The organism is Halpernia frigidisoli (genome assembly GCF_900113805.1).
GTDB classification, from domain to species: Bacteria; Bacteroidota; Bacteroidia; order Flavobacteriales; family Weeksellaceae; genus Halpernia; species Halpernia frigidisoli.
This window is the reverse complement of record NZ_FOQT01000004.1, coordinates 114,565-138,037: the sequence shown is the minus strand read 5'-3', so window position 1 is coordinate 138,037 and position 23,473 is coordinate 114,565. Positions and strand designations below refer to the sequence as shown.

21 protein-coding genes are annotated in these 23,473 nt (G+C 35.0%); 12 read left to right on the top strand and 9 right to left on the bottom strand.

Going from position 1 to position 23,473, the window contains the following annotated elements:
- The first annotated feature begins 14 nt into the window (after positions 1-14).
- The 7 genes from kdpC (at position 15) to BM238_RS10905 (ending at position 9,178) form a co-directional block, all read left to right on the top strand.
- Positions 15-572, top strand: a complete 558-nt coding sequence (kdpC, locus tag BM238_RS10935; protein ID WP_090080753.1) for a K(+)-transporting ATPase subunit C — start codon at positions 15-17, stop codon at positions 570-572.
- 60 nt (positions 573-632) lie between these two features.
- Positions 633-1,715, top strand: a complete 1,083-nt coding sequence (locus BM238_RS10930; RefSeq protein WP_090080750.1) for a porin — start codon at positions 633-635, stop codon at positions 1,713-1,715.
- 157 nt (positions 1,716-1,872) lie between these two features.
- The gene (locus BM238_RS10925; RefSeq protein ID WP_090080747.1) at positions 1,873-2,985 is read left to right on the top strand and encodes a histidine kinase; all 1,113 of its coding nucleotides are present in this window, start codon (positions 1,873-1,875) and stop codon (positions 2,983-2,985) included.
- Positions 2,986-3,121: 136 nt separating this feature from the next.
- A complete protein-coding gene (locus BM238_RS10920; RefSeq protein WP_090080744.1) occupies positions 3,122-4,855 on the top strand; it encodes a HAMP domain-containing sensor histidine kinase in 1,734 nt (577 codons plus the stop codon).
- 102 nt (positions 4,856-4,957) lie between these two features.
- The gene (locus BM238_RS10915; protein ID WP_090080741.1) at positions 4,958-6,001 is read left to right on the top strand and encodes a toxin-antitoxin system YwqK family antitoxin; all 1,044 of its coding nucleotides are present in this window, start codon (positions 4,958-4,960) and stop codon (positions 5,999-6,001) included.
- 287 nt (positions 6,002-6,288) lie between these two features.
- A complete protein-coding gene (locus tag BM238_RS10910) occupies positions 6,289-7,401 on the top strand; it encodes a hypothetical protein (RefSeq protein ID WP_090080738.1) in 1,113 nt (370 codons plus the stop codon).
- Between the two features lie 109 nt (positions 7,402-7,510).
- Positions 7,511-9,178, top strand: coding sequence for a DUF6909 family protein (locus BM238_RS10905; RefSeq protein ID WP_090080737.1), 1,668 nt, complete (start codon positions 7,511-7,513; stop codon positions 9,176-9,178).
- Between the two features lie 48 nt (positions 9,179-9,226).
- Here BM238_RS10905 and BM238_RS10900 read toward each other — a convergent pair whose 3' ends face one another.
- From BM238_RS10900 to BM238_RS10890, 3 genes are all read right to left on the bottom strand, one after another.
- Complete coding sequence (locus BM238_RS10900; RefSeq protein ID WP_090080734.1) at positions 9,227-9,703, bottom strand: hypothetical protein; 477 nt, start codon at positions 9,701-9,703, stop codon at positions 9,227-9,229.
- Between the two features lie 62 nt (positions 9,704-9,765).
- Positions 9,766-10,059: a type II toxin-antitoxin system RelE/ParE family toxin gene (locus tag BM238_RS10895; protein ID WP_090080731.1), complete on the bottom strand. Its 294-nt coding sequence runs from the start codon at positions 10,057-10,059 to the stop codon at positions 9,766-9,768.
- The gene (locus tag BM238_RS10890; protein WP_090080728.1) at positions 10,056-10,301 is read right to left on the bottom strand and encodes an addiction module protein; all 246 of its coding nucleotides are present in this window, start codon (positions 10,299-10,301) and stop codon (positions 10,056-10,058) included. The genes BM238_RS10895 and BM238_RS10890 overlap by 4 nt, the downstream gene beginning before the upstream one ends.
- Before the next feature lie 68 nt (positions 10,302-10,369).
- Between BM238_RS10890 and BM238_RS10885 the strand changes: the two genes are divergently transcribed.
- Both BM238_RS10885 and BM238_RS10880 read left to right on the top strand, forming a co-directional pair.
- Complete coding sequence (locus BM238_RS10885) at positions 10,370-12,214, top strand: M1 family metallopeptidase (protein WP_090080725.1); 1,845 nt, start codon at positions 10,370-10,372, stop codon at positions 12,212-12,214.
- 104 nt (positions 12,215-12,318) lie between these two features.
- Positions 12,319-13,077 (top strand): type III pantothenate kinase, encoded by a 759-nt coding sequence (locus BM238_RS10880; protein ID WP_090080722.1) that lies wholly within the window; start codon positions 12,319-12,321, stop codon positions 13,075-13,077.
- A 4-nt stretch (positions 13,078-13,081) separates the two neighbouring features.
- Here the strand turns inward: BM238_RS10880 and BM238_RS10875 are convergent, their stop codons facing one another.
- From BM238_RS10875 to BM238_RS10850, 6 genes are all read right to left on the bottom strand, one after another.
- Positions 13,082-13,513, bottom strand: coding sequence for a nucleoside deaminase (locus BM238_RS10875; protein WP_090080721.1), 432 nt, complete (start codon positions 13,511-13,513; stop codon positions 13,082-13,084).
- Between the two features lie 76 nt (positions 13,514-13,589).
- Positions 13,590-14,057 (bottom strand): DUF3575 domain-containing protein, encoded by a 468-nt coding sequence (locus BM238_RS10870; protein WP_177205463.1) that lies wholly within the window; start codon positions 14,055-14,057, stop codon positions 13,590-13,592.
- A 361-nt stretch (positions 14,058-14,418) separates the two neighbouring features.
- Positions 14,419-15,069, bottom strand: coding sequence for a 50S ribosomal protein L25/general stress protein Ctc (locus BM238_RS10865; RefSeq protein WP_090080717.1), 651 nt, complete (start codon positions 15,067-15,069; stop codon positions 14,419-14,421).
- A gap of 144 nt (positions 15,070-15,213) precedes the next feature.
- A complete protein-coding gene (locus BM238_RS10860) occupies positions 15,214-16,158 on the bottom strand; it encodes a ribose-phosphate pyrophosphokinase (RefSeq protein ID WP_090080716.1) in 945 nt (314 codons plus the stop codon).
- 97 nt (positions 16,159-16,255) lie between these two features.
- Complete coding sequence (locus BM238_RS10855) at positions 16,256-17,698, bottom strand: SGNH/GDSL hydrolase family protein (RefSeq protein WP_090080714.1); 1,443 nt, start codon at positions 17,696-17,698, stop codon at positions 16,256-16,258.
- Positions 17,699-17,711: 13 nt separating this feature from the next.
- Positions 17,712-18,953, bottom strand: a complete 1,242-nt coding sequence (locus tag BM238_RS10850) for an OmpP1/FadL family transporter (RefSeq protein ID WP_090080712.1) — start codon at positions 18,951-18,953, stop codon at positions 17,712-17,714.
- A gap of 335 nt (positions 18,954-19,288) precedes the next feature.
- Between BM238_RS10850 and BM238_RS10845 the strand changes: the two genes are divergently transcribed.
- Genes BM238_RS10845 through BM238_RS10835 form a run of 3 tightly spaced genes read left to right on the top strand, consistent with a single transcriptional unit; the run spans position 19,289 to position 23,444 of the window.
- Positions 19,289-20,614 (top strand): PSP1 domain-containing protein, encoded by a 1,326-nt coding sequence (locus BM238_RS10845; RefSeq protein ID WP_090080710.1) that lies wholly within the window; start codon positions 19,289-19,291, stop codon positions 20,612-20,614.
- Complete coding sequence (locus BM238_RS10840) at positions 20,601-21,062, top strand: gliding motility lipoprotein GldH (protein WP_090080707.1); 462 nt, start codon at positions 20,601-20,603, stop codon at positions 21,060-21,062. Before BM238_RS10845 ends, BM238_RS10840 begins: the two co-directional genes overlap by 14 nt.
- Before the next feature lie 3 nt (positions 21,063-21,065).
- Complete coding sequence (locus BM238_RS10835) at positions 21,066-23,444, top strand: transglycosylase domain-containing protein (protein ID WP_090080706.1); 2,379 nt, start codon at positions 21,066-21,068, stop codon at positions 23,442-23,444.
- Positions 23,445-23,473 lie beyond the last annotated feature (29 nt).

Below are 23,473 nucleotides of genomic sequence, written 5' to 3'. Positions count from 1 at the left end.
TAAAATTTAGAAAAATGAAAAATTATATCAGACCTGCACTCGTTCTCACCTTGGGAATCGCTGCATTAGTCATAGTTTACACAACAATAGTTTTTGGGATCGGAAAAGTAGTTCCAAATAGAGGATTGGGAGATCAAATTACCATTAACGGAAAAAGACAATACGCAAATATCGGTCAGGAATTTAAACTGCCACAATATTTCCACGGTCGTCCATCGGCCGTTAATTACAACGCGGCGGGAAGTGGCGCAAGTAATAAAGGACCGAACAATCCGGAGTATTTAGCGGACGTTCAAAAAAGAATTGACACTTTAAGAACAGAAAATCCGGCAATGAAAAATGTAGAAATCCCGGTCGATCTAATTACGGCGAGTGGTAGTGGTTTGGATCCAAATATTTCTGTACAATCTGCGGAATATCAGATCAAAAGAATTGCAAAAGTCAGAAATATCACTGAAGGACAAATACAGGATCTGATCGCGAAAAATTGCGAAGAAGAAAACGTGATCGTCTTCGCACCACAAAAAGTAAATGTGTTGAAATTAAATATCGCTTTAGACAATCTTAAATAGTCAAAAATTTCAAGTGAAATTTTTACAGAATATTAAAATAAATTATAGCCTTTTTCAAAAATGAAAAAATTAGTCTTATCAATCTCAGTATTGGTTTTTGGAATATTTAGCGCTCAGGAAAACACTGAAGTAGTGCCACCAAAACTAACATTTTCCGGTAATCTGGAACTCTTTTATTCCTACGATTTTAATCAGCCGGGAAATCACATCAGACAGCCTTTTCTTTACACATACAACCGTCACAACGAGGTTAATCTTAATTTAGGTTTGGTAAAAGCCAATTATTCTTCTGAAAATATCCGCGCAAATCTTGCTTTAATGGCGGGAACTTACGTGCAGGATAATTTAGCAGCGGAACAAAACTCTTTAAAATATGTGAATGAAGCAAATATTGGTTTTAAGATCTCAAAAAATAAAAATCTCTGGATCGACGCGGGAATTTTGCCGTCACACATCGGCTGGGAAAGTGCGGTTGGAAAAGATAATTTAACTTTAACAAGAAGTTTAGCCGCAGAAAATTCACCTTATTTTGAAACGGGCGCAAAAATTTCTTACACTTCAGATAACGGGAAATTCTTTTTGAGTGGCTTGGTTTTAAATGGCTGGCAAAGGATTGCACGTCCGGAAGGCAACCAAACTTTGGCTTTTGGACATCAATTAACTTATAAATTTTCCGATAATTTTAGCGTAAACAGCAGTTCATTTGTTGGTAATGATAAGCCGACGGAAGACAAAAGAATGCGCTACTTTCATGATCTTTATGCCAATTTTAATCTTGGTGAAAAATGGTCAGGAATTGCCGGTTTTGATATTGGTGCCGAGCAAAAAGCAAAAGGTAGCGAGCAATATAGTGCGTGGTATTCTCCGAATTTATTGTTGAGTTATGCAATTACAGATAAAGATAAAATTGGCGGAAGAGTTGAGTATTACAATGATAAAAACGGCGTGATTATTAGGTCTGCCACACCAAACGGTTTTCAAACTTTTGGTTATTCTTTAAATTTCGATCATCAGATACAAAAAAATCTTTCGTGGCGAACAGAAGTGCGTGGATTTTCTGCAAAAGATGCTATTTTTACTAAAGATAATTTGCCACAAAGTACCAATTTTTCTATTACAACTAGTCTTTCTGCTTGGTTTTGAAACTGGAATACAAACCACAAAGGCACAAAGAAATTTCACGAAGAATGATCTTGGAATTAATTTGCTTTTAAAACTTTGTGTCCTCTGTGTATCAGATTTAAATAAAACCTTATGACTTTGTGGTTAAAAATTCTCTCGTAATTAAACTTAAAAATTCATGTCTTCACCAGAACATTTTCTTGATCTTATCCAACGTTCAAAACGCGGTAAATTTAAAATTTACATTGGTATGAGCGCTGGTGTGGGGAAATCTTACAGAATGTTGCAGGAAGCCCATTCGCTTTTGAGCAACGGCATTGATGTAAAAATTGGCTATATCGAGACGCACAACAGAAAGGAAACCGTTGCGTTGCTTGATGGTTTGCCACTTATTCCACGGCGGAAATTATTTTACAAAGGAAAAGAATTGGAAGAACTGGATTTTCAGGCGGTCATCAATCTGCGTCCGGAAGTTGTTATCGTGGATGAATTGGCGCATACCAATATTGAAGGGAGTAAAAATCAAAAACGCTGGCAGGATGTTTTGGATATTTTGGACGCTGGAATCAACGTTATCAGCGCGGTGAATATTCAGCATATTGAAAGTTTAAACGAAGCCGTAAAAAGCATTACCGGCATTGAAGTTCAGGAAAGAATTCCGGACAGCGTTTTGAAAAGAGCCGATGAGGTGGTGAATATTGATTTAACGGCGGAAGAATTAATTGATCGTTTAAAAGCAGGAAAAATTTATGATCAATCTAAAATTCAAACGGCTTTAAATAATTTTTTTAAAAGCGAACAAATCCTTCAGTTGCGGGAACTGGCTTTAAAAGAAGTTGCCTCGCAAGTCCAACGGAAAGTGGAAACTGAAGTTTCAGTTATTAAAAATTTAAGAAAAGAAAAAATACTCGCGTGCATCAGTTCAAACGAAATGACTGCGAAAAAAGTCATCCGAAAGGCAGCGCGTCTGGCAAATTATTACAATAGTTCGTGGTATTTATTATACGTTCAGATCCCGAAAGAAAGCGCGGATAAAATTGCTTTAGACAAGCAAAGATTTCTCATTAATAATTTTAAATTAGCCACAGAATTAGGCGCGGAAATTATTAAAATTCAAAGTAATAGTGTTACAGAAGCCATCATCGCACAATGTGAAGAGCGAAAAATAACGACAGTTTGCATCGGAAAACCGCATCTCAATTTGTGGAAATTTTTAACGGGAACAAATACGTTGCGGTCATTACTCAATAAATTAGCGAAAGAAAATATTGATCTTGTGATTTTGAGTTAAATCCTGCAACTTGTCTTAATTTTACAAATTAATAATTTGTTAAAATTACTCCCTTTAGGGTCGGGGGAATAATTTTTATAAATTTTTTAAAACACTCTAAAATTAAAAAAAACACTTTAGAAAATTAAACTTAAAAGTGAAAATAAAAACGAAACTTAACGCGGGCGTTGGTCTGCTTTTTATAATGATCATAGGCCTTTCCGTTTTAAGCGGCTGGTATATTAATCTGCTTAAAAAAGACACCAACAATATTTTGGCGGCTAATTATAACACGTTGCAGTATTCCAGAAATATGCTTTTGGCGCTGGAAGATATGCAAACTGATCCTTTAGCATTTGATTTATTTTCAAAACATTTAGAAAAACAGCGGGCGAACGTCACCGAACCGGGCGAAGGCGAAGCCACGGAAAAAATTGCAGTTCACTTTAATGCCTTAAAATCAGACCCGAAAAATACCGAACTACAATCTTCAATACGGAAAGATATTGCAGAAGTTATGCAACTGAATATGAGCGCGATAGAGCATAAAAGCAGTATTGCAAATACGACCGCAGGTGGCGCAATTACCGTGATCTCAATTGCGGGGACATTTTGTTTTTTGGTCGCTTTTATTTTACTCGTGAATTTGCCGTCTAATATTGCAAATCCCATCAAAGTTTTAACCCAAAGTATTAAGGAAATTGCCAATCAAAATTATAAGCAAAGAATTGATTTTGAGGGAAATAGTGAATTTTCAGAACTTTCAAGATCGTTTAATACGATGGCGGAAAAACTTCAGGAATTTTCTGAAAGTAAACTCGACAAGATCATTAAAGGGAAAAAACGGATGGAAACTTTAATTGACAATCTTCACGATCCCGTAATTGGCATTGATGAAAATAAAAAAGTGCTTTTTGTAAATGATGAAGCCTTAAAAATTACAGGTTTGGAACGACGCAATTTTGTCGGACAACTCATTCAGGACGTTGCAGTTAGCAATGATCTGGTGCGCACGATTATTCGTGAAATCATCAATAAACAAGAAAGTAAATCCCTGAAAGATCCGATGAAAATCTTTGCGAATGGCAAAGAAAGTTATTTTGAAAAGGAAATAGTGGATATCAACGTTATCCCAACCGGCGAAGCAGAAAGTTCGTTTATTGGCCAGGTCATTATGTTGCGGAATATCACGCCTTTTAAGGAACTTGACCTGGCAAAAACCAATTTTATGGGAACAGTTTCTCACGAATTTAAAACGCCAATTTCGTCCATTAAAATGGGAATTCAACTTTTAGGAAATGAGAAAATCGGGACTTTAAATGAAGAACAAAAAAATCTGATTTCCGGCGTTCAGGACGACGCAGACCGTCTTTTAAAAATTACCAGCGAATTACTCAATATTGCACAGGTTGAAAGTGGTTCTATGAAATTAAATATGCAAAATACGGAAATTCAGGATATTATAGATTATGCGATGGACGCCAATAAATCTGCTGCGGATCAAAAAAACATTCAGGTTTTCGTTAAAAAAGACGCAGAATTAAATTCAGTTTATGCCGATAAAGATAAAACATCGTGGGTTTTAAATAATCTTTTATCTAATGCGGTGCGTTATTCTTACGAAAATTCAAGCATTGAAATAAATATAAAAAAGCAAGATAATTCTATAAAATTTTCCGTGATCGACACCGGACAAGGTATCGATCCGGCTTACACCGAGCGGGTTTTTGACCGTTATTTTCGTATTCCCGGCAATAAAAAAGAAGGAAATGGTTTGGGTTTAAGCATCAGTAAAGAATTTATTGAAGCGCAGGGCGGAAGCATTACTGTGAAAAGTGAGTTTGGGGCAGGAAGTGAATTTTCATTTGTTTTAAATAATGGTAAAATTTGATATTAAATTATCAGAATATTAAAATCTACTTCAAAGAACAAGCAAACTTTAGTTTTTAATCAAGGTTAAAATGATTAATTTTGAATTAATAACTAAATTTTTGTGATCAAAAAAACACTCTTTTTCGCTGCGTTTCTATTTTTTCAAACAGTATTTTCGCAAAATTCTGATTTTATCTATTACGATAAAGAATGGAAAGAAACGACGAAAGAAAATGCCGCGTTTTACCGAAAAATTCCTTTAAAAAAAGTCGGCAATTTAGTTTTAATCAAAGATTTTTACATTGATGGAAAGCCGCAGTTTGAAGGTTATACTTTAGAAAATGATGAAAACAAATACGTTGGCGACATCATATGGTACGATGAAAACGGAAATGATGATTCTTTTCGGCAATATAAAAATGACTCCAAAATTACTAGCCTAAATTATTATCAAAACGACGGAAAAATACGCAAAGCCGTCCACTATAAAAACGGTTTTAAAGACGGTGAAACGACCATTTTTGATAAAAAAGGCGCTGTTTTAATGAAAGGAATTTACGCCAAAGGAAAACCAGTAAGTGGTGATTTTGAAACATTGTCAGATGAATATGAAACTAACTATTCTGAACTGCAAAACACACCACAGACCACTGAAGTAATGACTGATTCCTCCGATGGAAATATCACAACACTAACTTCAAAACCATCTAAAAAGACTTCCACAAAAACAGTTTCGCAAAAAATATTTTGGGCAAATACCAATAAACCAGCGCAGGAAACTGTGTACAGAATCGACGTCTATACCAATTTTCCGGTTGAGCAAAAAAATTATGATAAAACGGGAAAATTGATCCAGACAATTTCTGAAAATCAGTTTCAGGAATACAGCAAAAATATTATTAACGGCAAAGAATTTCAATATTACCTTCACAATAATTTTGCAACGGAAATTAAGTCTGTCACCACTTTTTTAAATGGAGAAATGGAGGGAAAATCAATTTCTTATTTTCCTTCAGGTGAAGTTTTTTCTGAAACGCCTTATAAAAATGGATTAAAAGATGGGGAAGAAATTTTATTTGCTAAAAATGGAACTATCACAGCGAAAAGAATTTTTAAAAAAATGAAGCATTTGAAGGAAATTTTGATGAAACAGCTTGTGATTTAAATATTACCGTAAACTATACCAAAGGTGAAAAAGAGGGAGAAACAATTGCAAAAGATAAAGACAATAAAGTAGTTGCAAAAGGTTTTTATAAAAACGGCAAACCATTTAACGGCACTTTTATCAGAGAATTAGAAAATGACCGCGGTTATGAACTAATAAATGTTGTCGATTTTAAAAAAACAGGTATTCAGAAAGAATTTAGTTATAGTCTGGAAAATCCTGAAAAAACTTACACCGTCAAAAACGACCAGTTAAACGGCACCACAACTTTCTACGACAATGGTAAATTGCTCGGAACTTTAGATTATAAAAATGATGAACCTTTCGACGGTATTTTGATCGGTGACAAAGAATCCAGTGTTTTTAAAAATGGAAAACTGATTTCAGAAACGTTTTATAGTGAAAATTTAACCCGCGATGAAAATAGTTTTAAAAAGAAAAAAAATTATGAAAATGGAATCATCAGTACAATATTAGATCAGTCGTTTTCAATCGCAGAAAATCCGCAAACAGTTTACGAGGGAATTTACAAACATGGGAAACCCTATTCTGGCTATTTTGTTTCTGATGAAGACAGCGAATTTAAGGTAATCAATTTTTTTGAAAATGGCGTTCCAAAATTTCAGTATTCAAATGATTATTTGGAGAATATGGATAATTATGCTCATCAATCTTACAACATAAAATCAACTTTTAAAGACGGAAAAATTTTTGACGGTGTAGAATTTGTGAATAATAACAAGCAATTAATTTTAAAATACTGGAAAAACGGTGAACTTCAAAACTTCGACTGGGATTTATTTGCTGAAAATTATTTTAACAGAATTCACTTTGAATTAAAAAACGATGCTATCGAAATTAATGATCTTCGGGAGAAAAAAACAGCCGTTATTAAAATCATAACAGCAAATAACACTTTGACAAAAAACTTAGTAATGGACGGAAAAATTACTGACACAAAAACTTACTCTTTAGACAAAAATTTAACAAAAGAAAATTCCGGAAAAGTTATTCTCTACTCAATAGAAGATGAAAAAATAATTGCTAAAACTATGGATTTACCCGATCAACAAATGGACATTGATGGTATTTCTGATTTAATATATAAGGTTTATGCCTCCATAAACGCTGATTTTATAACAACTCAGGAAATATTCGTAAAATTGGCACAAAATATCAGCAACAAAAATTTGTTGGATGATGAGAACGACAGAAATGTTTTAAGCGCAGTAAGAATTAATTCTTCCGGCAAACCAACTGACGGTGTTTTGATCGATAATTTACCAGATAATAATTATAAATTACAGCTCTACAAAAACGGAAAACTGATAAAAAGTCTCGAAAAAATTGATTTAAAAGAAATAGAAAAAGAAGTAAGAAATTTAGAAAAACTGTATTAAAATTTATTTAAAAGATGATTACATTAAACATAGTTAATTAAATATTCGTTAACACGAGAATTATTTTTTAATTTTTTTAATATGCTTATCTTTGCGTGAAATTTTATTTATGGCAAAATCCAGAGCAAGAGAAACGACGGAATCTATCGAACGTTTGTATGTCACTTTACGACATTTATTTTACAGAGGTTTTTATAAACCAAGCGGTGTTTCCGGCGAATCTCTCAGAAGTTTACTTTTAAACATTAACCCGGAAATCTACGGAACGATGGGCGTTTCCAACAAAATTGAACTCGATGGATTACTTTATGTTTTAGATCGGCTTCCGGAAGGTATTGAAGAAACGGCGTTTGTACATTTAACCTCAGATGAAGGTTTTGACAAAGGTAGTTTTGAGCCAATTATCCCCAAAAAAAGACGCCGCGTTTGTTACAGAATTGATGAACATCAGATGAATATTGAAGTTCTTCTCGGTCGTTCTGAGATCTACGATATTTTAACGCATTTAACCTTTTTATATATAGAAGCAGATAAAATCAGGAATCTTGCTTTCTTAATGGACGACGGCGCACGACCAAAACGCACCTGGAGAATTATTGAAGAAGTGGCTTTAGGCGAGAAAAAATTTAGCCGTAAGGAAAAAGAAGTCGCATTAATTCATTTGTCTTCTTTAATAGGAAGAACTTTTGACGAAACTTTGAACGCTTATAATGATTTTGGTTCTGATGAAAATCCGGATCGTTTATTTAAAATTATTTATTATTTAGGTAAAGGAAGTCTGGATGACGTTCAGGAAAAAAGAGAACGTGAAATTCACTTTTCAGCAATTTTACGCGAAAGAGTTGGTCACCATTATTTTGGAGAAAAATGGGCGCACAAAGTAAAAGAAGTTTTAGCACAAAACGACTTACACATGCGACCGTTGCACATTATTTCCGCAAATATGCATTCCGTTAAAAATATGCTTTTTGCTAATGATGCACTTTTAAAAAAACAAAAAGGCGAAGTTGATTACAAATTATATGAGGAAATCAGCAACAAAAAATCGCTTCAGGATAAAATTTTAGAACATTCTCAACAACAAGGTCTTATTTATATCGACGATCAAAGTGGAAGTAATATTGACGTTCAGATCATAGATTTATCTAAAATTGATTTAAAAAATTCACCTTTTGCCAATACAAATTATACCGGCGAAGATGTTATTTTAGTGTTTGATTACGCTTTTGGTGAACAGGCTTTTGAAGTAATGGATGAACTTTTGCGTCCTTATAATTACAACTCTGAAGTTTACACCATGAAAGTGAAATCCATTCACATTATGGGGAAAGCCGGCATTTTAACGGGCGGAAAAGGTGATATTATGATCCCAACTTCCCATATTTTTGAAGGAACTGCCGACAACTATATTTTCGACAATGCCTTAAAACTTGAAGATTTTGTTGATGAAGATTTGAAGGCTTTTGAAGGTCCGATGATCACGGTTTTAGGAACTTCGCTTCAAAACAAAGATATTCTGACGTACTTTATGACTACTTCCTGGAAAGCGATCGGTCTGGAAATGGAAGGCGCGCATTATCAAAAAGCGATACAGGTGGCAAGTAAAATCAGGAAACACATTTCTGAAGATGTGACAGTTTCTTACGCCTATTACGCTTCAGATAATCCTCTCGAAACGGGTTCTACCCTATCTTCCGGCGGTTTGGGATTGACTGGCGTGAAGCCAACTTATTTGATTACGCTGAGAATTTTAGAACATATTTTTAAGACGAAATAAATATTTTAAAAAATCAACCCTCGAAACATTAAAAATTTCGAGGGTTTTTTACTTTCTTTTTTTGTTATTCTTTCTTCTTTTTTTTCTAATTTTTAGCAAATCTCTAGCATAATCTGCAGCTAAGCAGCAAACGTTTGACATTGAATCATCGCCATTTTCTTGAACTTTGTAAGCATTTAGAAAATGATAATAAGCCACTTTTGTATCTCTGAATTTCTTCGCATCTAATAAAAATTGGTAAGAAGAATTTCTATATTCTTTTGAAAAAATTTTGTTTACATATTCCTTCAAAACTTCATCTGAAACTTCAATTGGTACATCTAATTTTTGCTTACTGGCGTGCCTTTCTTTTCTAGATTCTTCCGAAAATAAATCTCTTACTTCCCCATTTTTATACGCTTCATAATCTTTTTCATTCTGGTGTGGTCTCGCCATTAGACTATTTCCCTTTTCATCTGGCGAATAGAGCCAAAATCCTTTTTTTAGCTTCTTTTTAAGTTTTCGCTCTAGTTTAAGTTTTTCCATAAGTGAAGTTGTAAATTAAATAATTTCAAAGCATTATACGATTATTTTAACAACATATTTAGTTAAACTTTACCGATTTTTTCTGGTCCGCTTTCAGCATGAAGAATTGCTAAAATAATAATTCTGTGATTATCAATAATGTAGTGAATATGATATGGAAATTGTTTAAGAAGAAAAGTTCTGATAGTTTTTTGCCTGACTTCAAAACCTTTTGGAGAGTTTAATATATGGGTTTTCGCTTCTTCTAATCTAATTAAAAATTCATCAGCAAGGTCAGGATTTATCGGTGAATAATAATCTAATGCTTCATCAATATCATAATCTACACGATCTTCATAGAAAAATTCATAAATCATAATTTATATTTTTCTCCCTTGCTTTTTAGCAAATCATCAAACTTTTTCACATTCTGAGGATTCTTGTAATAATCTTCCAAACGTTCGTCAAGGATTCTTTTATGCCATTCGGGAATTTTGAAATCCAGGATTTCATCTTCAAAGGAAACATTGTATTTCTCTGTCAAAGATTCCCATTCGTCTATTGGAATAAAAACACCGGTTTTATTTCCTTTTGTATCAAGTATATATTGTAAAGTCATTTTTTAAAACTAATTATTAAATCAAAGTTAGCCAATTTTCTTATCTTTCCATTTCAAAATTTAAAAAAATGACCAAACACTTTCTTTTATTCATCACTCTAATTTGCGGATTATTTTCAGCACAACAAAACGCTTATTACCAGCAGTTTGCGAAATACAAAATGGACATCGATGTCGATGCTGCAAATTATACTTTTCAGGGAAAACAATCTATTGATTACACTAATAATTCGCCTGATGAATTGAATGTTGTTTATTTTAATCTTTATTGGAATGCTTTTAAACCGGGTTCTATGATGGATCAACGGGTTCAGTTTCAAGGAAAAACCGGAGATTCAAGGTTAAATGTCAACGGAATTTCCCGCCTGGCATCAATTCCAAAAGATCAGGAAGGTGCGCAAAATATTCATTGGATCAAACAAAATGGAAAATTATTGAAGTTTGAAATTCAGGAAACAATCATGAAAGTTTATCTGGATCAACCGATGAAATCTAATTCCTCCACAAAATTTACGATGGAATGGGACGCAAATATTCCAATGCAAATAAGAAGAAGCGGTAGAAATAACCGCGAAGGAATTGATATGACAGTAACACAATGGTACCCAAAAATTGCAGAATATGATTATGACGGTTGGGCAGCGTTTGATTATGTGGGAAGAGAATTTCATGCGCCTTTTGCAGATTTTGATGTAAATATTAAAATTGATAAAAACTACGTGATCGGTGCTGGCGGAACCTTAGAAAATCCATCTGATGTAAAAGGTTATACAGATTCGCCAAGCATTAAAGCCGATAAAAATGATAAAGTCAACTGGCACTGGACGGCGAAAAACATGCTTGATTTTGCCTGGGCTGCTGACAGAGATTACAGCGTCGAATCTTTTTCTGTTCTTAATGGCCCAAAGGTTTATTTAGTTTATCAAAAAAGTGAAAAAACAAAAGCCTGGAGTGAATTAAAACCTTACATCACAAAATATTACCAGTTGATGAATGCTGCTTTTGGGGATTATGTTTATCCATCTTATGCTTTTATTCAGGGTGGTGATGGCGGCATGGAATACGGGATGTGCACTATGGTTTTAGGTGAAGCAAAATCTGTAGAAAGTCTTTGTGGCTTGATGTTTCACGAAGGTTCTCATTCCTGGTTTCAGCAAATGATGGCTACAAATGAACCAATGTATCCGTGGATGGACGAGGGTTTTACAAGTTATGCAGAAGATTATGTGATGTATCAGATCTTTCCGCCGAAAGAGGCGAAGCCAAATCCATTTATTAATTCGTTACATGCTTACGAAAAATTTACGAAATCAGGTTTGGAAGAGCCCGCAGTCTGGCTTGGTGATCACCATGATAACGGAACGGCTTACACCTACTCGACATACGTAAAAGGTGAAACTTTTTTAGTGGAACTCGGCTATATTATGGGCGAAGAAAATCTACAAAAAACCATGAAAGAATATTACAACCAATGGCATCAAAAGCACCCAACGGATCGTGATTTCATTCATATTGCACAAAAAGTATCCGGGATGGATCTAAAATGGTTTCACCATTATTGGATCAATACTACTAAAACTATAGATTACGGTATAAAAAACGTGCAGTACGATATGACTTCTACCACAATCACTTTAGCTAATAACAGTCAGGTTCCGATGCCGATAGATTTTAATGTTTTATTAAAAGATAAAACGATTGTCAATTATCAAATTCCCTTAAACTTAACCCGCACCTTTAAGACAAAAGATATCAATGGTGATTTCAAAAGTTTAGCCATCTGGCAGTGGACGCAAAGGGAATATACTTTTACAATTCCTTACACAAAAGATCAACTGGCAGTTTTAGGAATCGATTTTTCTCAAAGACTGGCAGATGTAAATCAAGCCGATAATATTGTAGAAGTAAAATAATTTAAAATACTTTCGCGACGAATTCAAAAATTTAAAAATTGTGTATTCGTGGTAAATACTAATAGGTCGCTTTAAAATTAGAAAGCATAATTTATTTTAATTAAATGAATTCAATTGTAATAAACATCGGCAATACCAACATTCGTTTCGGCATCTTTGAAGGTGAAAACTGCGATGTAAGTTGGGTGATCAATACCAAACCTTATCGTTCACAAGACGAATTATATATTCAGTTTTTAAATATTTATCAGGCATACCATGTTGATGTAAAAACGATTGAAAAAGTAATTATCGGTTCTGTAGTCCCGCAACTGACTTATGACATTTCGCGCGCTATTTCAAGAATTCATGGTAAAAAACCAGTTATTGTCGACAGAAATACACCTTCAGAAGTGGAGGCAAAATCCAAACAAATGGGAACGGATATCTACGCCAATTTGGTAGCAGCGCATCATCTTTACCCAAAAAAAAAGAAAATTATCTTTGATTTTGGGACAGCGCTTACTGCGAGTTGCGTGGATGAAAACGGCGAAACTTTAGGCGTGATTATTGCGCCAGGGATAATTACCGCTTTGAATTCTTTAATTCACGACACCGCGCAACTACCAGAAATTGAGTTGATCAAACCAAAATCTGTTCTTGGTTTAGATACTGTTTCCTGCATGCAAAGCGGCATGGTCTACGGCTATTTAGGAATGGTAGAAGGATTTATTGATAGAATTAATGCAGAAGTAAAAGACGATTGTTTTGTGATCGCAACAGGTGGCGTTTCACACGTTTACAAACCTTTAACAGAGAAAATTCAGGTTGCAGATCGGCTGCATACTTTGAAAGGATTGTATTTTTTAGGAAAAGATCTTTAGTTAATTATCGTTTATTCTTAAAAAATTCCTTCACAATTTCTCCACATTCATTTTCTAAAATGCCTGTTACAATCTCTGTTTTCGGATGAAGTGTGAGATTTTTAGAAATAAATCCACGTTTCTCATCTCTTGCACCAATTACTACTTTAGAAATTTGCGCCCAGTTTAGAGCGCCGCAACACATCACGCAAGGTTCTAAAGTAACGTAAAGTGTGCAGTTGATCAAATATTTACCTCCAAGAAAATTGGCAGCGGAAGTAATTGCTTGCATTTCTGCATGTGCCGTTACATCATTTAAAGTTTCTGTGAGATTATGGGCTTTTGCGATAATTCTGTCGTTAGAAACGATGACACAGCCAACAGGAATTTCGTCTTCATCGAAAGCATTTTGTGCTTCCTGAAGAGCCATTTTCATAAAGTATTCATCAGTAAACATAGAATTTTATTGGTTTTTTAAAATAAAAAAGGTTCAGTGCAAAACTAAACCTTTTATCTAAATATCTTAAAAAATTCTAAAATCTATAACCGATCCCGAGCATTCCTTTTCCTGTAACTTGATCGTAATTGCCTTCTCCAAATCTTCTTGCGACACCGGCACTGGCTTCAAAAAGGATATTACTACGCACCAACCATTTACCTCCGAAACCAATACCGGCGCCGATGGTCGTCTTTTTTTCATAAGTATAAAACGATTGGCTGTAACCCGATTGGTTATATTGAAAGTTATAGGTGGACTGATTAGTTGTCGTAATAGGCGTGAATGCCTCAACAAAAAAACCTGCGGCGTATTTTCTCCCAAAATACATGCGATAATAGGGAGATATTTGGGTTAAATTATTATTGTCATAGTTATCGTTATTGTTTGAATTATTACCCAGATAGAAAATCCCGTTGATACCAATCCCGGATTTGTCATTCAGAAGCCTTTCATAAGATATATTCAACAGGGGAACAGTTATTAATTCTATCGGACTGAGCATAATGTCATTTTTTCTATTGGATGTTGCATTTTCTACTTCCTGAGCTGAGGCAGAAAAAGCGGAAAAAAGAGATAAACAGAGTAATAATTTTTTCATGGATAATATTTTAAGTTTTCAAATATAAATTTTAAAACTGAGATATCTTTAATAAGTATTTATTTTGTAGACATTTTAAAAGAAAAAGAGCATTTCAAAATAGACCCGATAGGAACGGCATCCTTTTTTGACTGCGCGAAAGCGACAGGCGAAAAAGATATAGTGGATAGCGGGAAGACTTTTCGCACAGAGAAATTAACTACTTCTTCCAAAAAAAATTCCCATACAACTTAATGTATGGGAATTTGTGAATTTTGAGAGAATTTTATGCTTCAGTATTTTCTGCAGCTGCTTCACCACCTTCTGATGTTGCGCCTTCTGCTCCTCCTTCAACTGTTTCTTCTTCGTCATCAGAATCTGCACCTTTTACAGCAGTTCTCGCCATTCTCACGGCAACAACAACGGCGTTATCTGGATGTACGAATGAAAAATTAGTAGTTTTAATATCTCCTACGTAAAGTTTCATACCGATTTTTAAAGAAGTAATATCTACCACGATCTCATCTGGAAGATTTCCTGGTAAAGCTTTCACTTTTAGTTTACGGAATGGATTTCTTAAAGCACCACCGGCTACTACACCTTTTGAGCGACCTGTAAGTCTTACTGGCACTTCCATCATCACTGGCTTATCATCGCTTAGTTGATAGAAATCTGCGTGAAGAATTTTATCCGTTAAAGGGTGAAACTGGATGTCTTGCAAAACTGCTGCAACTGTTTGTCCATCTACCTCTAAAGATACCGTGTGTGCTTCCGGAGTGTAAACTAAATCTTTGAAAGATTTCTCTTCCGTAGAAAAATTTAGTGTTTCTTTACCTCCATAAACAACACAAGGAACTAATTCAGCATCACGTAAAGCTTTTGTCGACTTTTTGCCCACGTTTTCTCTTTTTGTACCTTGAATTGTAATTGATTTCATTTATAATTATTTATTATTTTTTATCGGTTAAATGTTATCGCCAAACTTATATGAATTAATTATTTAAATTTTTAAAGGCGATTTCATATAAAAATTTAAAATATTTTATTTTGTTAAATTATCGCTTAATGTATTGACAATCAGTTAAATAATGAACTTGTCACTGATTGATTTGTGCTCGTGTACCAGCTTCATAACATCAGCAAATAATGGGGCGCAAGATAGCACTTTTATTTTACTTGACAAGTTATTTTTTATTGGAATTGAGTCAGTTACAATCACTTCCAACAATTTGGAATTTTCAATATTTTTGTAAGCATCACCAGAAAGCACCGGATGTGTTGCCATCGCGCGAACAGATTTTGCCCCTTTTTCCATGATTATTTCCGCGGCCTTACAAAGTGTTCCCGCCGTGTCGATCATATCATCGATGAGAATCACATTTTTATCAGTGACATCACCAATTAAAAACATATCTTCAATTACATTCGCCTTTTTTCGTTCTTTGTAGGCTATTACGACATCCGCACCGAGATGCCCGGCGTAATTTTTAGCTCTTTTTGCGCCGCCCATATCCGGTGAAGCAATACAAAGATCCTGAATGTTGTTTTTTAAAACATAATCAATAAAAATAGTGGAAGCATAAAGATGATCAACAGGAATCTCAAAAAAGCCCTGAATTTGATCAGCGTGCAAATCCATGGTCATTACTCTGGTTGCGCCGGCTGCTGTAAGTAGATTAGCCACTAATTTTGCACCAATTGGCGCCCTTGGCTGGTCTTTTCTGTCCTGTCTTGCTAAACCATAATAAGGTAAAACGACAGTAATATTTTTCGCAGAAGCCCTTTTTGAGGCGTCGATCATTAGTAATAATTCTAATAGATTGTCTGCTGGTGGAAATGTGGAACCTATTAAAAAAACGCGTCCACCACGAACGGACTCGTCTAAAATTGGTTCAAATTCTCCGTCTGAAAAAGTTTGGAAATTTATTTTTCCTAAATTTTGCCCGTAGAATTCTGCAATTTTTTCGGCTAAAACCTTACTGGTTCTTGTAGAAAATAAATAACTGGCTTGGTGATTATCGCTCATCTTGGTAGTATTGATTTTTTACTGGTGCAAATTTAAAAAAATAAAACCACCTGAAATCATTCAAGTGGTTTTATATTTATTTAATTTTAAATAATTGTTACGGAAACTTAACGCCGGAATATTTATTAACCTCTACGGTTGGTAGTGTTGAACCATATTTAGCATTAATCTGCTTAATAAATTCGTTGGCAATAATTGCGTAACCTCTTCCAGTAAGATGCACGCCATCAAGTGAGAATGAACCTCCTGTCACAAATTTCGCTGTATATCTTACACCATCATACTGCAAACCTGATGTAGCAGATAACTGAAGTAATTTTGCATTAGCATCTACTAAAGCTAACCCTTTAGAAGCAGCGATAGAAGTAATTGAAGTATTGTAAGCTGCAGTTGCTGTTAAAACTTTGGCTGTTTCTTTTTCCGTAAGTACAAACTGATCAGCTAAAGGTGTTGAAGTTCCACCACCTGTTGGCAAAACGCCTGCAGCAGTTAAAAGAATAAAATCTTTTGCCGTTGTTTGTCTGTAAGAAGGTAAACCCAAAGCAGCAAGATTAGTAAGATCTTTATCGCTGATGACTGCACCATTTGCAACTGTTGCATTGAATTTTATTAATCTTGACTGGTATTCTGCGTCATTGATAAGACCTCCCGCTTTTGCCTGCGCTAATCCACCATTGTATTGTGCATAAGCCGAATTCAATTGTGTTACCTGAGTAGCTGTTAAATTAGCTATTGGTTGTGCAGGTACCGTTGTGAAATAAGGTATAGAAGTCACATTTGGAATATTTACCAAAACACCTTTCGCGCCACCAACTGTTAAAGCATTTACATAGCCGGAGATTACTGAAGCGACAACGCCGGGATCTGTAATATCATTTGGGCCATAAGTTGCAGGATTTAGGTTTCCTGTTCTGTCAACACCAATTCCACCACTTGAAGCATAAGAAAGAACGTCATTATTTCCTATCCAAAGAGAGAAAAATGTTGGTTTCTGAGCCACTGCATCCTGAATAACAGAAGAAGTAGCACTTGTTGCGAATCTAACGTAATAAGGATTTGCTGTACCTGTTTGTAAACCGGCAGCACTTCCATAACCAGCTAAACCTAGATGAAAAGATTTTGCACCGGGTACACCGAGATTTTGGTAAGGTGCTCCTGTCGAAACATTATCTAAAGGCCCACCAGCCGCTGTTGCAACAGGTGAAACTGTAGGACTTAAAACCAATTTTCCTGGAAAACCCGGAAGATTTGTAAATCCACCACTGTTATTTGGAATTAAAGGCTGCTTAAAAGCGCCACCACCAGCAAGTTGCATTTGTGCAGCAATCATTGAAGGATAAGATTCATTTTGTCCGTCAATATATAATGCATTATCACGGTAACCTGAGGTTAAAGAATTTCCTAAAGCAACATATTTGCTGAAATCTGCAGTTCCTTTGGAAACGACAACATCGCTTACATCCTGATCAAAGTCCGTTTTACAGCTTACTGTGAAAAGTAAGGCCGAAACCGCTAAACTTGATATTAATATTTTTTTCATAATTATTTAAAAATTAAAATGCGTTAAAAGAAAGACCTAAACCAAAGTAGTAGGCTTTCGCTTTCGCCTGGCCATAAAAATCAGAGTTAACATTATTTACTTTTCTTGATTTTTGAAAATTATAACCGCCGGCAAGATCGATTCCAAAAGATTTATATTTATAACCAAAACCACCCGTGATTACATTTGCGTCAAAAGATGGGGAATCAGGGATAAAGTTTTTGTCATCATAAGGCGACTCATCATGGTAATAACCCAATCTTCCAGCAAGATTTTCAGTCAACATATACTGAGTTCCAACTCTGAAAGTTTTTGTGTTGTGCCAGTTTCTTGGTGATCTTAAAATTGTAGGATCAGAAGCGACATTTCCTACTTTCGCTTTTTCAAAATCTAAAGTTAAATTTTGGTAGCGATCCCATCCGGAGTAATTAAAATCTCCTGAAACCTGCCATTTGGTTGTCAATTTATAAGTTGCACCAATAGTAAATTCGTCTACCAAAGGCAATACTGCTTTAAATTTATCCTGTCCGTTCGCATCCAGATTTAAAGTTGGATTGCTAAATAAAGCGGGAGAAATATTAAATGTTGCTACACCATCGTCTGCTTTCATATCAACTGGTGATCTATAAGCAACACTTACATCCAGTTTGCTGTTTGGCTGAAAATAAAATCCAAAACCAAAGCCAGTTCCGTGTGCTTTATCGTCTAAAATATTTAAAGTTCCGCCCAATTGCGTAACTGCTTTAGTTTGATCAACAGTTCCTTTAGCGTAAATAAAACTACCTCCAAAGGAAACCCATGGTGCAAGTTTTACCGAAACCATCGGTTGAAAAAAGAAAGCTTTTAACTCAATTTTTTGTACCAATTCTTTACCGGAGAAATCATTTGGCCATTCAACTGTACTTCCAAAAGGGGTTGTAAAACTAAATCCTAAAGAAACATTTGGTATCACTTTATAAGCCACAGCTGCGTAAACCGGTGTTCCCAAAGGATTATCAGTACTGTAAGATTTTAGAGTAGAAAGATTCTGATAAGTTATTTCAGATTTTATACCGAAACCGCCTGCAGCTACACTAAATTTTGCGGGTATAAATGACATACCAGCCGGATTAAAAAATGCAACACTTGCATCCTCTGCATGAGCACTAGTGTGCGCCATTGCCAACTGTTTTACACCTTGCAGGGAAACCCTGAAGCCTCCGGCGTAAGCCATGAAACTGGACAGTAAAACTGCTGATATTAAGATTTTTTTCATAGAAATGATTATTAATGTTTCAAATATAAAATATATTTGAGTACGAATGTTAACTTATCTTAAATAATTTTAAACTAACGTTAATTTTTTAACTTTGTTTAATTTCATGATTAACTTTAATTAACTGATTTACATTATTTTACATTTTAAATTACACATTATTAAAAATTCGTTTAATATTAAACAAAATAATGTATTCCATAGCAATCAACCTTTAAAGCAAGATTTTACCAAAAAAAGAAGTGTTTTTGAAAGCTTTAAATCCCCCAATATTTATTTTAAAATTTATAATTTAAAATTATGCTAGATTTGCAACTAATATAAAATAAAAAAATATGAGTTGTGGATGCAAAACATCCGGCGATTCTTCCCATTCTTGTGGCACAAAAAGCTCAAATGGGTGTGATAGTGTAGATACCTGCGGTAATAGTTATAAATTAAGTGTTTTTGATTGGCTTTCTGATATACGATCTCCTTCCATGTCTAATAATGATTGGGTAGAAGTAAGATTTAAAAATGAAAGAAAGTGTTTTTTTAAAAATGTTAACAGTTTACCATTACATATAGGAAGCGTTGTCACAGTAGAATCTAGTCCGGGGCATGATGTAGGCGTAGTAAGTCTTACGGGAGAACTGGTGAATATTCAAATGAAGAAGAAGCACCATCCTGAAAATGAAATTTTAAAAATATACCGCTTAGCGACCCAAAGAGACATCGAGATCTGGCAGGGCTTACGCGAAAAAGAAGAAGAAATTAAGATAAAAGCACGGAAAATCTCTTATTCTTTACAACTGGAAATGAAAATTTCTGATGTTGAATTTCAGGGAGATGGTGCTAAACTGACTTTTTATTATACTGCAGATAACCGTGTGGATTTTAGGGTTCTTATCAAAGAATTTGCCGGTACTTTTCGCACTAAAATCGATATGAAGCAAATTGGCTATCGCCAGGAAGCTGCTAAATTAGGTGGAATTGGGTCTTGCGGTAGAGAATTATGCTGCTCAACATGGTTGACGGATTTCCGTTCGGTTAACACAAACGCCGCACGTTATCAGCAACTTAGCATAAATCCTCAAAAATTAGCGGGACAATGTGGAAAATTAAAATGCTGTTTAAATTATGAACTCGATTCTTATTTAGATACGCTAAGTCATTTTCCATCTTCAAATACAACATTAGATACCGAAAACGGAAAAGCATTTTGTATAAAAATCGATGTTTTTAAAAGAAAAATGTGGTTTGCCTATTCCGATAAAGCGATGGCCTGGTACGATCTACACATTGATGATGTGAAGGAATTGATGGCGATGAATAAAGCGGGTAAAAAAGCAACACCTTTGGAGGAAGTTCGTGTGATGACGGAGGTTAAAGAAAAAGCAGTAGATATTATTCAGGAAAATAATATGGACCGTTTTGAGAAGAAAAATCCTTCAAAAAACAGAAATAACCGCAATAAAAATTCTAAACCACAAAATAATAATCCTCAAAACAATTCTCAGCAGAGCGCGAAACCTCAACAAAATAATTCACCTCAAAATAAGGTTGCGCCAAATAACTCTGCGGAAAATAAAGAAATTTCTACCGAACCGAATACTAATAAACCAAAAAAGAAGTTTAAGAAAAAATACCCGCCAAAACCAAATAATAATGCACAAAGTTAGCAGCTTTTTATTACTGATGATCGTGTGTCTGTCCTGCTCTGACAAAGGGACAACTACTGATATAAAGAACGTGAACAGCAAGTGGAATAAAAACCAGAAATTAGCATTTAAGTTGACGGCGGACGACACAGAAAAAGCAAAAAATATTATATTTGTAATAAGAAATAACAACGATTATCCTTACAGCAATCTAAGGTTAATAGTAAATTTTGAATCGCCCAAAAAAGAAATTAAAACCGATACGCTGAATTATATTCTAGCAAAGCCAAATGGCGAATGGATCGGGACAGGTTTTGGGGAAACAAAAGAAACATTATTTCAGTATAAATTAAATTATAAATTCCCGGAAAAAGGCGTTTATAATATTAGCGTAACACAAGCCATGAGGAAAGATATTCTTCCCGGGATAGAAGATTTAGGCGTCAAAATAGAATCTGCAAAGCCATAAAAAATGGAAAATAACACAGGAACAGGTAAAAAAACATCTGCAACATTTCCTTTACCTCCGAAAAAAAACAAGAAAACGGGCTATAGAAAATATGTCAGATTTATTTGGGTAATTCTTATTGCTGTCGTTTTAGGCGTTTCAGCACTATTTTTTGCAGTTTCCCAGGGATTTTTAGGTGAAATGCCAGATGTGCAGGAACTTGAAAACCCGGATATTTATGTTGCTTCAGAAATATGGTCGTCAGACGGCGTGATGCTTGGTAAATTTGAAAAAGAAAAAACCAAACCGGTTGTTTATAAAGATCTTCCTCCTTTTCTAATTTATGCGTTGCAGGCAAAAGAAGATGAACGTTTTAAAGAACATTCAGGAATTGATTTAAAATCTATTGCGCGTGCGATCTCATTTGGAGGAAAGCGAGGCGGTGGTTCTACGATTACCCAGCAACTGGCGAAATTACTTTTTACTAAAAAAGCGTCCCAGAATCCTGTTTTAAGAGCAGTTCAGAAATTAAAAGAATGGAGCGTTGCTGTAAGTCTCGAGCGTATTTATACCAAAGACGAGATCATTACCCTATATTTTAATAAATTTGATTTCCTTTTTAACGCAAATGGTGTTGAAATGGCATCTCAGGTTTATTTTAACAAAAAAACAAATCAGTTAACACTTCCCGAAGCGGCAGTTTTTGTGGCAATGTTGGAAAATCCTGTAAAAAATAACCCTTACAGGCATCCTGAAACAGCAAAACTTAGGAGAGATGTTGTTTTAAAACAAATGATGGAAACGGGTTATATTGATGACGCCACCTATAACAAAGCAGTATCTGAACCTATAAAAGTAGATTTTCATCCTATAAAATCTATAGAGGAAGGTTATTCTGCATATTATAAATTTTATTTAAGAAAAGAAATTGACGGCTATTTAAAAGATTACGAAAAGAAAACTGGTAAAGAATTAAATTTATTTAAAGACGGACTTAAAATTTTCGTGACTTTAGATTCAAAAATGCAGGTTTATGCGGAAGAAGCTATAAAAGAACACCTTACGGATCTGCAAAAAAGATTCGATAATGAGCAGCGCGGGAGAAAACTAGCCCCATTTTATTTCTTAAATCAGAAAGAAATTGATGGTTTAATGATGTCGGCCATGAAGAGAACAGGTCGCTATCAGCAGTTATTAGCGGCAAAAGTACCGGAAGATTCCATTATGATGGATTTCAAAACGCCAACAAAAATGTCGCGATTTACCTGGAACGGCGAAGAAGAAGTAGAAATGACACCTTATGATTCCATTAGATACAGTAAACAAATTGCACAGGCAGGTTTAATGTCCATGGATCCTGCTACAGGTGATATAAAAGCTTGGGTTGGTGGTATCAACTGGCAACATTACCAATATGATCACGTAAAACAGGGAAAAAGACAGGTTGGTTCTACATTTAAACCATTTGTTTACGCAGCTGCAATTATAAATTTAGGTAAAACACCTTGTACACAAGTTTCAAATGCACCTTTTACAAGAGGAAATTATACGGTATCCGAACGCGGACCAAGTTCTATGACTTTAAAAGAGGCTTTATCAAGATCGCAAAATCCACCAGCCGTACGAACGATGGATGAAGTTGGTCCTGATAATGTAATAAAACTCGCTCGCGACATGGGAGTTACAAGTGATATGCAAAGCAATTTAACTACTGCTTTGGGTTCGTCAGATATTACAATCTACGAAATGCTTGGAGCTTATAACACATTTGCAAATTATGGAAATTACATAAAACCGGAAATGGTGTGGCGTATAGCTACACCGAATGGGCAACTTGTAAAAGAAGTAAAACCTGTAATCAAAGAAGTAATGAATGAATTGTATGCCTATACGATGATCGACATGATGAAAGGTGTAACTGAACCGGGCGGTACAGCGTTTGGCGAACTTAACAGGCGCGGCATTTCTCAGTCAATAGACATAGCAGCTAAAACCGGAACTACGCAGAATAACTCTGACGGTTGGTTTATGGGAATCACACCAAAATTGTCAACTGGAGTCTGGGTTGGTTGGGAAGACAGAGCAACGCACTTTGCGGGCACGGGTGAAGGACAAGGTGCAAGAATGGCGCTTCCTATTTGGGCAATTTTCATGAAAAAAGTGTGGGCAGACAAAACCCTGAATATTACAGAGGAAGATAAATTTTTAAAACCTTCAAACTGGACCGGGAATTGCGATGACCTTCGTGGTTTAGGCAGTGGATACGGTGATGAAGGCGGTTTGCAGACCATTGATCAAATCAAGAATCCAACACAGGCAGAACCTAAAAAATCGCCTGCTAAAAAAGAAGATAATGTCAATGAAAAAATCAATTCTACGGATGATGTTGATTTTAATAAATAACAAAAAGCTTGTAAATTAAGTAAAAGCCT